This is a genomic window from Burkholderia sp. F1 (assembly GCF_050813845.1).
Classification (GTDB): Bacteria; Pseudomonadota; Gammaproteobacteria; order Burkholderiales; family Burkholderiaceae; genus Burkholderia; species Burkholderia ubonensis.
Genome location: NZ_CP172421.1, coordinates 2,895,217 through 2,908,255 on the forward strand (window position 1 = coordinate 2,895,217; position 13,039 = coordinate 2,908,255).

A 13,039-nucleotide genomic window follows, 5' to 3' on the forward strand; every position below is an offset into this window, starting at 1 on the left:
CCTGTATCGACCCGCCGCTTCAGCGCCGCTGAAGCCTTTGAATGCATTCTTGTTCAGGTCGATACGGGCCAGAAGTAGGGAGTGCCGTCCATCGGCATGGGTAAAGCCCCTCCAGTTGCGCCACCCGTTTATGGCGGGTTTTCACACCCGGTCGTCGTCGCTCAGCGCGAGCACGCCGATGTCGATCGCGAAGTGGACGAGGCCAGCCAGGTTCGCGATGCCGAGCTTGCGCATCAGGTTCGCGCGATGCTTTTCCACCGTCTTCGTGCTGAGCTTCAGGCACTCGCCGACCTGCCGGCTCGTGTGCCCTTCGACGACGAGCCGCAGCACCGTGCGCTCGCGGCTCGTCAGCGCATTCCACAACCGCGCCTTGTGAGCCGACTCGTCGCGCAGCCCCTGCGCGCATGCGCGGGATCGATACGCGTCGAGACTGACCACGCACTTGCCCTGCATCACGAAACGCATCTCGCGGACCAGATCGGCGAACGACGAATCCTTGACCACGTAGGCCGCCGCCCCGGCGGCGAACGATTCCTGCACGTGACCTTCGCTGCGGTGAACGGTGAGCACGATGATGCGCGCATGCGGCGCATCGCGTCGGATCGTCGCGATCGCCTCGAAGCCGCTGCCGCCCGGCATCGACAGATCCATCAGGATCAGATCGGGCTGCGTGAGCGCGGCGAGGCGGCAGGCCTCGTACCCGCCGCTCGCCTCGCCCACGATGCAGTAGTCGTCCAGCTCGGAAACCATGCGGCAAAGGCCGACGCGCAACAGATGCTGGTCCTCGACCACCAGCACGCGAGTCTTCTTGTCCAATTTCGTCGCTCCTTGCCGGACGCGTTGCGCCTGCCTCGCGCCCGGCCCTTCCCGCGGCCGGCGCAAGCCCGTTATCGGCGTGAACGGGCGCTAGTCGGAAGCGACGACGTCGCGATAGGCGTCAAGCAGCTCCGACGGCGTCGCAAAGCCGTCGATGCGCATCCATTGCTTGCCCGGCGCGGCGCGCAGGAATGCAACCGGTGCGTGATTCATCTTGTCGCCGCGGTACACGTTGAACGCGCGCTGCGCGGCGATGCTCGCGTCGACCGAGCCGGTGTAGTGCTGCCACTCGGGGCCGGCCTCGAATCTCGCCGCATAGGCCCGGAGCCGCGCAGGCGTGTCCTCTTCCGGGTCGATCGAGATCGACACGATGTGCACCTTGTCGCGGTCGCTGCCGAGCTCGCCCTGCAACCGCTCGAGCGTCTGGCTGATCATCGGGCAGATGGTCGTGCAGCTGGTGTAGATGAACGTCAGGATCACCGGCCGGCCGTCGTTCAGTTCGTCGACCAGCGACACGGTCTTGCCGTCGTCCCGCACGAGCTCCACCGGCGGCACCGCATAGTCGACCATCGAGTGCGTCGTGCCGGGCGCGACAGCGTGATGCATGTGCATGTCGGCGCCTCCGGTGGCGCTTTCAGTGGCGCTTTCGGTGGCACCTTCGGCGGCGTTCCCGATCGCGTTGTCGATCGCGCTTTCGGTGGCTTCGTCGGACGCTTTTCCGTTGGTGTTCGCCGGAGCCGTCGCGGGCGCCTGCTCGACCGGCGTCTCCATCATGCTCCCGGCATCGTTCTCGGTGGCGCTCCCGGTGGCGTTCCGTTGAGCATCCTCGGCCGCGTCGCTGGTCACATTCCCGGTCGCGCTCTGCGCCGCGCCCTCGGTCACGCTTCCGACCGCGCTCTCCATGACGCTCCCGGCGGCGCTCTCTTCAGGCGCGCCCCACGCCGCCGTCGCGGCAAGCGCGGCGCCCGCGAGCACGAATGCGCCCGCCGTCGATTTCGCAGTCCCTTTCATATCCGTCTCCCTGGCGATAAGCGAGGCCGCGATGGCTTCTCCGCCTCGTCCGTGCAGTGTCCGGAATATGTCCGCAACGGTCATTGGATGACGCCCCCCAAAGGCCGGTAGGGTAAGTCCGCTTGGTGGATTACCCGTCGCTCGCAGCCGGGATGCCCCCCACGCCACGCCCCCGCAATCACCCGATTGCTGCATGCGCCGGTCGCGGCCTAGAATCACAGCAATCTTACGGTTTCCTGATAACGCAGCATCGGGAGCTCTCATGAGTGAACGCCAGCCCGAAGGACCGCAGATCAGGCTGCTCGATCTGATCGACGCGATGCGCAAGCTTCGCAGCGCGGTCCGTCCAGGCGATCGCGGCGCCGGCATCGTCACCGATGCGCGCGGGGCAGCGCTTGCCATTCTTACGCCCGACGGCGTCTTCGTGTCGGTGAATCGCAGCGCCGCGACGCTCCTGGGCTACTCGAACGACGATCTCGTCGGCAAGCACCTCGCCGACATCGCGCCCGACGACACCCACGCCGAATTGGCAGACGAATTGTCGACGAGCGCCCGCACCCCGTTTCACTCGTTCGGCGCGATGCTCTGCGGGCGAACCGGCCATCCCGTCCAGCTCCTGCTGCATCAGCAGTCGCTCCCCGCCGGGAACGCGGGCGTCAGCATGCTGCTGACGCTGTTCGAGGAACCGCTGAGCTTCGAGCTCAAGCAGCACGGCCCGGCCGAATCGCTCGATGCCAATGCGCGCGCTTGCCAGACCTGGCTGATGCTGGGTCAGCAGAAGGAGCGCCATCGGCTGAGCTCGGAACTGCATGACGGCATCGGCCAGGCCTTGACGCTCGTCAAGCTGATGAACGAGGACGCGCTCATGCGCCTTCGCCGCGGCGACATCGACGAGGCCGAGAACCTGCTCGACGCCACCATTCATCGAATCCGCGAGACGATCGGCGACGTGCGGCAGATATGCGGGGAACTGCGGCCGCTGATGCTCGACCGGCTCGGCCTGCCTGCCGCATTGGCTTCGTTGTGCCGGCGCATCGAGCGCGACACGGAAACGCTGTCGGTCACGTTCAATTGCGATGTCGACGACGACGACGTGCCCGAGCATCTGAAGGCGGACATGTTCCGGGTCGCGCAGGAGGCGCTCAACAACATCGTCAAGCACGCGCAGGCCCGCGAAATCTCGCTCGGCCTGCAGCACGTCGCGGGCGGCCTGCTGCTGACGATCCAGGACGACGGCGTCGGCTACGAGCATCACCCGCTGGCGACGGAAGACGCGCGCACGACCGGCCTCGGCCTGATCGGCATGCAGTACCGCGTCGAGTCGCACGGCGGCACGTTCTCGATCCGGTCGTCGGCCACGACCGGCACGCTCGTCTCGGCGACCTGGATGCTGTGACGCGCCGGCGTTCAGCCGTCCGCTTCGCCGAGCGGATATTCGCGCAATGACGCCCTCGCATCGGCGCCGCCCGCCTGACTGCCGTTGCCGGTCGAGCGCGCGTGCACGTCGTTCGCATTGGGCTCCGCGCACTTCGCCGCCAGCGACGTCAGCAGCCCCATGTTCATCGCGACGAGCACCAGCTCCGTCAGGTTCGCGATATGGAGCTTGTGCATCATGCTGGCGCGATACTTCTCGATCGTCTTCGGACTCAGGTTCAGGTACTGCCCGACCTGCCGGTTGGTGCGCCCTTCGGCGATCAGCTTCAGCACGCTGCGCTCGCGCGCGGTCAGGATGTCCCAGGCCGTCTTCGGCGCGGGCATTTCGCGGCCGGTCACGAATGAATCGACCATGTACCCGTACACGTCCGCGCTCAGGTGCTTCTTGCCCTGCATGACCGTGCGCATCGCCAGCAGCAGCTCCTCGAACGAGACGTCCTTGAGCACGTAGCCGTCGACGCCGGCACGCAGCGCTTCGCGCACATACTCCTCGCTCTGATGCACCGTCAGGGCAACGATCCGCACCTGCGGCGAGCGCCGCTTGATCGTTGCACTGGCATCGATGCCGTTCATCCCGCGCATCGACAGGTCGATCAGCATCAGGTCCGGGGCAAGCGCGATCGCCTGCTGACACGCCTCCTTGCCGTCCCTCGCCTCTCCGATGACTTCATAATCGCCTTGCGCACACAGCATCGAGCGCAGGCCGTTTCTTAGCAGATCGTGGTCCTCTGCAATTACCACGCGACATTTGGTGTTCACGTCGTCCACTCCCGGTTGCCCCCCAACCCGGTCACTGCGAAATGTCCGATATAGCCATGTCGTATCCGCAGGGCCGGCAACGCTCGCTGGGCATCATTCCCAGTCCTGATTTATCCATGCAATTTCTCCTGCGGCCGACCGTCATGTCGCTCGATCGAGCAAGGTTCGCGCCACGGCCCGGCCTGCGAGCCCCAGCCGGAGCCTGGGCGCGATACGGCCGCCCTGAAACGCCCGGGGCGACCCCGGTATGTTTCAGAAATGCATCCTTTTGAATTTTTTGCCGCATTAGTGCGACTACGGATAGCGAAATTACCCCTCGTTTTTTGCAACGAGTGGAAATGATTGAATCGCAATAACGTTAAAACAGGAAGAAGCCTTGTGACCCACAGCAAGAATTGTAATCGGCGCTGGTTTACTTCCATTACCGCCGATTACCGATGTAACAAACTTGCACTGTCCATCGCGGCCGGCGATGCGTGTGTCGAAGTGTAGGGAGGTGCCCCATTGCAGCACGGATTTTTCGTACACCACAATTCAGGTGCAGGAGATCCGGAAGATGCACCACCGCCTTTCATCCCGCTTGGGAAACGCCATCGTCGCCGCATGCATGGGGCTCGGCGCAGCATGGTCATGCTGCGCATGTGCGGAGATATTCGGTGCGGTCGCAAGCAACGGCGTCATCGTGTTGACGAACGAGCCGGGCAAGCCTGGCCTGAAGGTGATCGTCGCGGGCGCGCCGGCCGCCGAACCGGGCCCGCAGCGCGCATCGTCGAAACCGGCCGACGGCGCCGTGCTGTCGCGGTTCGCGGACGTGATCGAGGAAGCGAGCCTCGCGTCTCGCGTTCGCCCCGAACTCCTGCGCGCGGTGATCGACGTCGAGTCCGGATACAACCCGAAGGCGGTGTCGGACAAAGGCGCGCTCGGACTCATGCAATTGATGCCCGACACCGCGCGACGCTTTTCGCGCGGAGACATGCTCAATCCGCGCGACAACGTGCTGGCCGGCGCGCAATACCTGAGATTCCTGCTCGACCTGTTCAACGAGAACGTCGAGCTCACGCTGGCCGCGTACCACGCCGGAGAAAATGCGGTGATCCGCGCCGGCTATCGCATTCCGTCGTTTCCGCAGACGCGCGTTTATGTGCCGCGCGTGCTCGCGCGTTACAAGAAGCTGCTCGCCGTGAACTAGCCGATGCCGATACCGACGCTCGCGCCACGCATCGCGACGCAGCGGATGCCGTGCGAACGCGAGCGTTGCCGGTGCAATGCCCGGCAACGCGTATCACGTCGCACCGGTCGGCCGCTCAAGGAAACGCGGGAATGGTCGGGTCCTCGCCCTCGAGGTGCGCCTCCGCGTGATGAAGCTTGATCAGGTCTTCGATTTCATGCACGCGGTCCTTCGCGACGTCGATCATCATCAGCAGCTCGCCGCGTTCGATCCCTTCCTCGAACCGCTTCAGGCGCGTATTCGGCACGTCGACGCCGATCATCGACGCCGCCCATGCACCGAAGCCGGCGCCGGACAACGTGATCGTCACCACGGCGCCGCCGGCAATCGGCAGGCCCGCCGGCGGAAAGACCAGGGCGAGCAGCGCCATCACCATCCCGGTCGCGCAACCGACGGCCGTGCCGCGCGCCAGCGACGGAAGCAGGTCGCTGCGCTGCGCCAGTGTCGCCGTCGGCAAACCGTCAAGCACGGTGTTGTGGTTTGCAACGACATGGATGTGCCGCCACTCGACCCGTTGCAACAGAAGCTCGTTCACGATCAGATGCGCGCACTGCGGCGTCGGCAACAGAAAATAGATGCGTCTCACGGCTCCTCCTCCTACCTTGCGTCACGAATGCACGGATGCACCCGATGACATTCTCGTCCGGCGCGCAACCCGCCTGAAGTGGGAACCTTCGCCGACATGCATGGGTAGAACACGGTAGACGGCGCCATGCGCGCCGCTTCAAAGCCGCCCGTAGCTGTGCAGCCCGGACAGGAACATGTTGACCCCGAGGAACGCGAACGTCGTGACGATCAGGCCAGTCAGCGCCCACCATGCGGCCGGCGTGCCGCGCAGGCCCTTCATCAGGCGCATGTGCAGCCACGCCGCGTAGTTCAGCCACACGATCAGCGCCCAGGTCTCCTTCGGGTCCCAGCTCCAGTAGCCGCCCCACGCCTCGGCCGCCCACAGCGCGCCCAGGATCGTCGCGATCGTGAAGAACGCGAAGCCGACCGCGATCGACTTGTACATCACGTCGTCGAGCACCTCGCGCGCCGGCAGGCGGTCGGCGAGCACGCCCCGCTCCTTCATCAGGTACGCGACCGACACCATCGCCGACAGCGCGAAGCTGCCGTAGCCGATGAAGTTCGCCGGCACGTGGATCTTCATCCACCAGCTCTGCAGCGCCGGCACGAGCGGCTGGATCTGCTGCGCGTCGCGCGCGATCGAATACCACAGCAGGAAGCCGACCGCCGCGCTGATGATCAGCAACACGAACGCGCCGAGCGCGCGTGTGCCGTAGTGGCCTTCGTAGTACAGGTAGCGCAGCGCGGTGATCAGGCTGAACAGCACGAACACTTCATACAGGTTCGACACCGGAATATGGCCGACGTCGGTACCGATCAGGTACGACTCGTACCAGCGCACCATCATCCCGGTGAAGCCCATCAGCACCGCGACCCAGGTGAGCTTCTGGCCGATCGCGGCGGCGGACGCCGAACGCGCGAGCGTGCCGATCCAGTAGAACACCGTCGCGAGCACGAACAGCGCGCTCATCCACAGGATCGCCGACTGGCTCGACAGGAAGTACTTGAGGAAGAACGCCGAATCCGCGCGCGCCAGGTCGCCCTGGTAGATCTGGATCGACAGCAGCGCCAGCACCGCGATCGACGCCATCAGCAGCCGGGCCGGCTTCCAGCGCCAGCCGAGCGTGACGAGCGCCGGGACGGTGCCGATCAGAACCGCCTTGTCGTAGCCGTTCATGAACGCGGCGTAGCGCGACAGTGCGAAGCCCGCGCCTGCCAGCACCGCGATCGCAAACAGCCAGTCGACGGCGCCGAGACGCAACAGGAACGGGCGTGCCCCGTCCGGCGCAAACAGCGGCTCGGCAGCCCGTCGCCGCTGCCGCGCCTGGCGCGCCGGCGCTGTGCCGGCGCGAGAGGATTGCATGATCTTCATCGTCGTCACCGTGACTGAGCCGCGTACCGCAGGAATAAAAAGCAGCGCCCCGCCCCGGGGGGAGACGAAGCACTGAAATGTTTATCGATCGGCGGGCGGCCCCGCCGACGCCTCGGCCTCCGGCGGAAACGCCTCGACGTACGCGGCCACCGCGCGCATGTCCTGCTCCGACATGTTCGCGCACACCTCCTTCATGACCGTGCCTCGCGGCCGGGTGTCCGTTTCGCGGAAGATCCTGAGCTGCTTGATCACGTAGTCCGCATGCTGGCCGGCGAGGCGGGGAAACCGGCTGACGCCCTCGCCATGCTGGCCATGACAGCCGATGCACGCCGACACGCCCTTGTCCGGCAGGCCCGCCTCGAAGATCGCCTTGCCCGCGCCGATCAGCGCGAGATCGCCGGCGTCGCCCAGCGTCGCGCTCTGGCTGGAGAAATACGTGGCGAGCTCGTCGATCTGCGCGTCGGTCAGGTGCGTGAAGCCCCACATGTAGCGCTTCGCATTCGGATCGGCCCGGGTGTGAAGCTTGAAGTCCGTCAGCTGATCGACGAGGTATTCCTTGCGCTGCCCGGCGAGCTTCGGAAACATCGGCGACACCGACACGCCGGTCGCGCCGTGGCAGTTCGAGCACACCTGCAGCGCGATGGTCTTGCCCGCCACGGCCGGATTGTCGACCTGTCGCGAGCGCTCCAGGTCGTGGCACGCCGACCCGGCCAGCAGCATCGCAAGCGACACGATATGGGCCATCTTGTTCATGTCACGAACCTCCTTGCCGCAATTTTTGCCGCCCTCTGAAGCGATTCCGTTCGGCGACGGTGCCCATGCGCATCGACACGCGATGCGAGATGCGCGCCGCCCTCCCGTTGCGCGTGCTCCAGTCGGCCACGCGCACGGGAAACGCCGGACGGGAAGTCAGAACGAAGCGACCCATAGGTACAGGAACAGCGTGTCGTTGTCCCTCGCGTTGCGCCCGTTTCCGTCGTAGTTGGTCGTCGCGCCGAGGAACTTGGTGAAGTGCGTGTATTGCAGACCGACGCGCACGTACTGAACCGGTATCCAGAAGATCTCCGGCGTCCAGCCTTGCGTGTTCGGATGGAAGTTCGCGCTGCCTGCGTACAGCGTGCTGTCCGGCGTGCCTGTCGTGTTGAAGAACGACAGACTGACGCCGTATTTGTTCTGGTATATGTACGACGCCTTGAGCCGCAGCGAGTTGAGATTCGCCGAGGTGTTGTCGCTCAGCACGAAGTTGTTCGGGTCGTGAATGTTCTCGCGCACGTAGCGCGCCTGCGCGGTGATCGTGTGCGGCTCCAGCAGGTATTGGTACTGCGTGTCGAAGCCATAGTCGCGATAGCGCGTGACGCCCGTGCCGAAGATCGGGAAATTGTTCGGGTCGTTCGGATAGATGTTGACGCTGAACCCGAACGCGCCAACCATCAGGCTATGAGGGCCCCAGTCGTGCGTCAGCGCGATGCGCGCATACGGGTTGTAGCCGCGCAGATAGACCTGCGGATGGTCCGGGTTCCCCTCTTTGTTCCCGTGGCTCAGGAACGACCAGATGCCGTCGGCCGTGCTGTACGCGGTCAGCTCGGCATAGACCGTCTTGTTCCAGTACAGGTACGCGCCCGTGCCGACGGCCTGCATCGAGAGGCTTCCCTCGATCACCGGCAGGTTCGGGATCTTTGCAACCGGGCTGATCGTCGACGAGATGTACGGATAGCCCCATGCCGGCGCGGTGTTGAACACGTCCTGCACGGTCGGGTTGTTGTGCACCGTCACGCCGAGGATCAGGTCGTTCGCGGCGGACATGATCCGGTCGACGAAGCGGAAGTCGGTGTTGTCCGATGCCCAGTGGCCTTTCCATTTTCCGCTGCCGTCCTGGTGATCGTAGTTCGCATAGGTGAACTGCGCGAAGCCGCCGATATGGTCGGTGATCTTCCCGGCAAGGAACACGCTCGCGAAATCGAAGATCGGCTGGCCGTTCTTGGTATTGATCGGATTGCCGCTGGCGTCGCTGTTGGCCCTCGTCGTGCTCAGGTCGCCGACGGCCATCGCGGCGAGCGGAATCGTGCGCTCGCCGAGCGTATAGCCGTTCAGCTTGAACAGGCGCCCATACGGCGTGAGTTCCGGAAATTGCCCGCCGGCATGACATGCGACGCAGCTTTGCCCGGTCTGGCGCGCGAAGATCGGCAGCGCGTGCGCGGCGGAAAACTGCAGCAAGGCGAGCATTGCGAGCGCAACCATCAAGCCGCGACGTATATGGTGATGACGCGCGCCACGGCTGACAAAGAAGTTTGCCATCGCTATTCCCTCCACCGCCCTGTGTCGCCCCGCTCCGGCGCGACATGCGAACGTCGCGCGATGTCTTCATTGTGCGACGCGCCAAGCGGAACCGGCATGGGGCAATCCCCTCTTATCGCGTGCTGATCTCTACCCGATCGCGGCGCAGCAGCCGCTCAGGGGACGATCCAGGCCCCGTCGGCGGAGAGCTTCATGCGATCCGGCCCGGCGAACCGGACGATATAGCCGCCCTTCGACGCGAAGCGCTGGCCGGGCGCAAGCGTCAGACGCGGGTAGTAGCCCGTGAGGATGCGGCGTTCGAGCATGTCCTGGATGCGCTCGACGAGGTACTCCCGCACGAATGCGTCGACCAGATGGCCGAGCGTCTCGGCGAGCAGGCCGCATGCGAGATACGTGTCCGCCTGCACTTGCGGCGCGACCATCGGAATCTGTCGGATCGTGAACCAGCCGAACGCATAATCGACGCGCACGCGCCGCCCCTCCGGCAAGTCGAACGGATATGCGATGCGCGTCACGCCGCGCCAGCGCGTCGGCAACGGGGTATTGTCGAGCCCCCCGAGAAGTCCTGACATGAAGACCGTGTCCGACGCGGGCGGCACGTGGTCGAGCGCCACGATGTCGGGCGGCCGCAGCCACAGCACGAGCACGTCGTCGCGCGGCATCCGGCGCAGCGCGTGCGCGACGCTGTCGCCGCGCGCAAGCGCGTGGTTCGACACCGCGAAGCCGCGCCCTTTCAGCGCGGCCGCCAGCGCTTGCGCGCCCCGCTCGCCGTTGTCGCCCGCGCGATAGACCTGCCAGACCGTCTTCACCGCTTTCGTTGCCGGTCGCGCGCCGGCCTCATCCAGAATGCGCTTCGCGATCAGCTCCGACTCGAGCAGCACCCCCTTCGAGAAGTACACCGAATAGAAATCGTGATCCGTTTCGACCGGCACCTCGACGTTCGGAAAGAGGCAAGGCACAGCCTCCTCTTCGCAGAAGTCATGGACCGGCGCCCAGTTCCTGCCGCCGAGTCCCGACACCACGGCCAGCACCGGCTGCCGCGCGAGATCCTGTCGCAACTGCTCATGCCATGTATCCGGCGGCCCCTTGAGCTCCCACACGTGCAGTTCCCAGCGGCGATTGACCATGAACATCATCTTGCGCGTCGAGCGCAGCGGCGGCGTCGCGCCGAACGGGAACGCGTTCTTGTCCGCGAAGTAGTGCTGCAGCACGTCGAGCATGCCCGCCCGCTTCACCGGGTCCGCGTCCGGCGTGACGATCGTCGCGAAATGCAGCACCGTGTCCGCCACGCCCGACGGCTTGCGCTGGTCGAGGCGCTTCAGGTAGCCGGTCAGCGCGGCCAGGTCGGCATCGCCGAGCGCGTACTGCGGCATCAGGCTGCCGAGCGGCTTGCCTTCGGAATCGATCCCGTCGCGCACGGCTCTCGCGAGCAGTGCCTCCGTGTACGGCTCGCGATCGGTGCGCATGCCCGGAACGTAGGGAATGTCGAGGTCCTCGGCGGTTTGCGCGCGCGGATGGACCAGGTAGCGCCACGTGATCGGCGGGATCGTGTTGTTGCCTTCCTTCGAGCCCAGGCCGCTGCGCCGATGGCAATTGATGCATGCGGCGGCGGCGCCTTGCAGGCGCACGCCGTCCTGGTGCACCGCTTCGAGCGGCTCGCCCGAGCCCAGGATGCCGCGCTGGAAGATCGCCTGTCCCGCGTCCGCCGGCGCGACGCGCGCCGTGGCCTCGCCGCCTGCCGCGTCGCCCACCGGCACGATCAGCGCGGCCAGCAACATGCCCCGCGCGAGCATGCGCGACGCGAGCGGGCCAGCGTTGGCGAGGGCTCGCAACCGCCCCCGGATGCCGTTCATGGTCGTGGCGTCGGGCGGCTGGTGCGCGACTTCGGCGGCGTCACATCGGCATCGATCGAAACCGGACGGCGCCGCTCCGTCGAGGCCGGCCTGGCGAAGATCGCATCGTCGAGCGGCGGGTTCAGCGACACCTTGTCGATGATCAGCGTGTCCTTGTTCGGCGACGACGCGGCGCCGCTGACGATCCTGAGCGGTATCCGCAGCCCGTCGATGTTCCGGTAGTCGCTGTAGCTTACGTCGACGGTCACCGCGCCGCGCGGCCCGCGCACCTCGCGGTCGGCCTTCACGTCCAGGAACGTCTGCGCGTCGATCCACACGTGGCGCACCGCACCGGAGGGCAGCTTCACGGCCAGGCGGTACACGTTGTGCCCGTCGATCCGGTCGACGCCGTCGAGCGCCACGCCGACGCCCTTCGCGTCGTGGTCGATCAGCGGCCCGTCGATCACCTGCTCGTCGCGCGCGGACACCAGCTCGTCCATCGTGTAGGGCCGCACGCTCGCGCCGCCGCCCGCATTCGCGCCGAGCTTCCAGCCTTCGTGGCCATCGAATGCGCGCACGCCCTTCTGGCCGAACACGGTGATCTCGAAGCGCGTCTTGTTCGGACGTTTCATCGCGAGGATGAACGGCATGTCGCGCACGGGCGCGTTCGCGCTGTCCACATGGCCGGACCAGACCATCGTCCGGATCTTGCGCCATGCGTCGGGCCCGCCCCTCGCCGCGACGTTCTTCTCGATGATCTGGTCCACGCTCAGATCATGGCCCGGCATTTGCTCGCACGCGCACAAGGCTGCCGTCACGCAGCCGGCGAACACCCACGCTTCGATTCGTCTCATGGCCTCCTCCCCCCTCCGTTCGGATGCCTGACCAGTGCCTGCCGGCTAGCGGCTCGCCGCCTTCGCGACGGTGAGCGACGGCTTGCCGAACATCGCATCGTCGGCCGGCTCGTTCAGCGCGACATGCTCGACCGTGATCTTGCGCGTCTGCTTGACGCCGCTCACGACGGTCTCGAGCGTGTGCGGCACGACGACGCCGCTCTCCTTCTTGTAATCGCGATAGAAGATGGCGACGCTGTGCGTCTTGCCGTCGAGCACGCGCGGCTCGCCGTCGATCTTCCGTTCGAGGAAGGTCGACGCATCGACCCACAGGCGCCGCTGCCCGCCATCCTTCGTCGTCAGCTTCAGCACGTATGCGCGATGCCCTTCCACCTGCTCGGTGCCGAGCGCCTGGATCGTCGTACCCTTGTTCGCGTAGTCGATCAGCGGACCGTCGAGTTCGGCCGACGCCGCGGCGGACTTGAGCTGCGCCGGCGTATAGGGGTCGACCTCGTTGCGTCCGAGGTATGGCCTCACGGTCCAGCCTTTCTCGCCGTCGAACACCTGCAGCGCCGTCTGCTGCTCGAAGACGATCTCGAGCCGGCTCTTGTGCGGACGCTTCAGCGTCAGCGTGAAGGGCAGCCTGGTGCTCTTCTTGCCGCCCGCATCGAGCTGCCCCGTCATCTTCATCGTCGACACCGCGCGCCACGCCTGCAGCCCGCCGCGGGCCGCGACGTTGCGCTCGACGATCTGCGCGGCGCTCAGATACGAGGCCGATCCGGCCTGTGCATTCCCCGCCGCCGATGCCGCGAGTGCGGCATGGCTGCAAGCCAAAAAGCCGGCGGCGCAAGCCGCCGAAATCGACTTGAAAAGAAACCGGTTCATGACTTTT

The 13,039-nt window shown here is 65.9% G+C and carries 12 protein-coding genes; 2 read left to right on the forward strand and 10 right to left on the reverse strand.

The genetic code is table 11. The features are described 5' to 3' along the window. Positions 1–141 precede the first annotated feature (141 nt). Together ACFIMZ_RS13615 and ACFIMZ_RS13620 are read right to left on the reverse strand one after the other, a co-directional pair. Positions 142–816 carry a response regulator gene (locus tag ACFIMZ_RS13615; RefSeq protein ID WP_431819977.1) on the reverse strand — a complete coding sequence of 225 codons (675 nt, stop codon included), beginning with the start codon at positions 814–816 and terminating at the stop codon, positions 142–144. 90 nt (positions 817–906) lie between these two features. After that, entirely contained in the window at positions 907–1,491 is a 585-nt protein-coding gene (locus ACFIMZ_RS13620; RefSeq protein ID WP_431822492.1) for an SCO family protein, read from the reverse strand. A gap of 598 nt (positions 1,492–2,089) precedes the next feature. Here ACFIMZ_RS13620 and ACFIMZ_RS13625 point away from each other — a divergent pair. Beyond that, complete coding sequence (locus tag ACFIMZ_RS13625; RefSeq protein ID WP_431819978.1) at positions 2,090–3,223, forward strand: ATP-binding protein; 1,134 nt, start codon at positions 2,090–2,092, stop codon at positions 3,221–3,223. Between the two features lie 11 nt (positions 3,224–3,234). On the opposite strand, the gene ACFIMZ_RS13630 is transcribed toward ACFIMZ_RS13625, so the two are convergent. Continuing rightward, on the reverse strand, positions 3,235–4,020 hold the full coding sequence (locus tag ACFIMZ_RS13630) for a response regulator (protein WP_431819979.1): 786 nt from the start codon (positions 4,018–4,020) through the stop codon (positions 3,235–3,237). 556 nt (positions 4,021–4,576) lie between these two features. Here ACFIMZ_RS13630 and ACFIMZ_RS13635 point away from each other — a divergent pair. After that, on the forward strand, positions 4,577–5,209 hold the full coding sequence (locus ACFIMZ_RS13635; RefSeq protein ID WP_431822493.1) for a lytic transglycosylase domain-containing protein: 633 nt from the start codon (positions 4,577–4,579) through the stop codon (positions 5,207–5,209). A gap of 115 nt (positions 5,210–5,324) precedes the next feature. On the opposite strand, the gene ACFIMZ_RS13640 is transcribed toward ACFIMZ_RS13635, so the two are convergent. The 7 genes from ACFIMZ_RS13640 to ACFIMZ_RS13670 form a co-directional block, all read right to left on the reverse strand. Next, positions 5,325–5,834, reverse strand: a complete 510-nt coding sequence (locus ACFIMZ_RS13640) for a DUF1269 domain-containing protein (RefSeq protein ID WP_431819980.1) — start codon at positions 5,832–5,834, stop codon at positions 5,325–5,327. Between the two features lie 138 nt (positions 5,835–5,972). After that, complete coding sequence (gene ccsB / locus ACFIMZ_RS13645) at positions 5,973–7,187, reverse strand: c-type cytochrome biogenesis protein CcsB (protein WP_431819981.1); 1,215 nt, start codon at positions 7,185–7,187, stop codon at positions 5,973–5,975. A gap of 81 nt (positions 7,188–7,268) precedes the next feature. Beyond that, positions 7,269–7,940: a c-type cytochrome gene (locus ACFIMZ_RS13650; RefSeq protein ID WP_431819982.1), complete on the reverse strand. Its 672-nt coding sequence runs from the start codon at positions 7,938–7,940 to the stop codon at positions 7,269–7,271. A 156-nt stretch (positions 7,941–8,096) separates the two neighbouring features. Then, positions 8,097–9,425, reverse strand: coding sequence for a cytochrome C (locus ACFIMZ_RS13655; protein ID WP_431819983.1), 1,329 nt, complete (start codon positions 9,423–9,425; stop codon positions 8,097–8,099). A 212-nt stretch (positions 9,426–9,637) separates the two neighbouring features. Beyond that, the gene (locus ACFIMZ_RS13660; protein WP_431819984.1) at positions 9,638–11,335 is read right to left on the reverse strand and encodes a cytochrome C; all 1,698 of its coding nucleotides are present in this window, start codon (positions 11,333–11,335) and stop codon (positions 9,638–9,640) included. After that, positions 11,332–12,168: a hypothetical protein gene (locus tag ACFIMZ_RS13665; RefSeq protein WP_431819985.1), complete on the reverse strand. Its 837-nt coding sequence runs from the start codon at positions 12,166–12,168 to the stop codon at positions 11,332–11,334. The genes ACFIMZ_RS13660 and ACFIMZ_RS13665 overlap by 4 nt, the downstream gene beginning before the upstream one ends. A gap of 45 nt (positions 12,169–12,213) precedes the next feature. Further along, positions 12,214–13,032 carry an outer membrane lipoprotein-sorting protein gene (locus tag ACFIMZ_RS13670; RefSeq protein ID WP_431819986.1) on the reverse strand — a complete coding sequence of 273 codons (819 nt, stop codon included), beginning with the start codon at positions 13,030–13,032 and terminating at the stop codon, positions 12,214–12,216. Between the last annotated feature and the right edge of the window lie 7 nt (positions 13,033–13,039).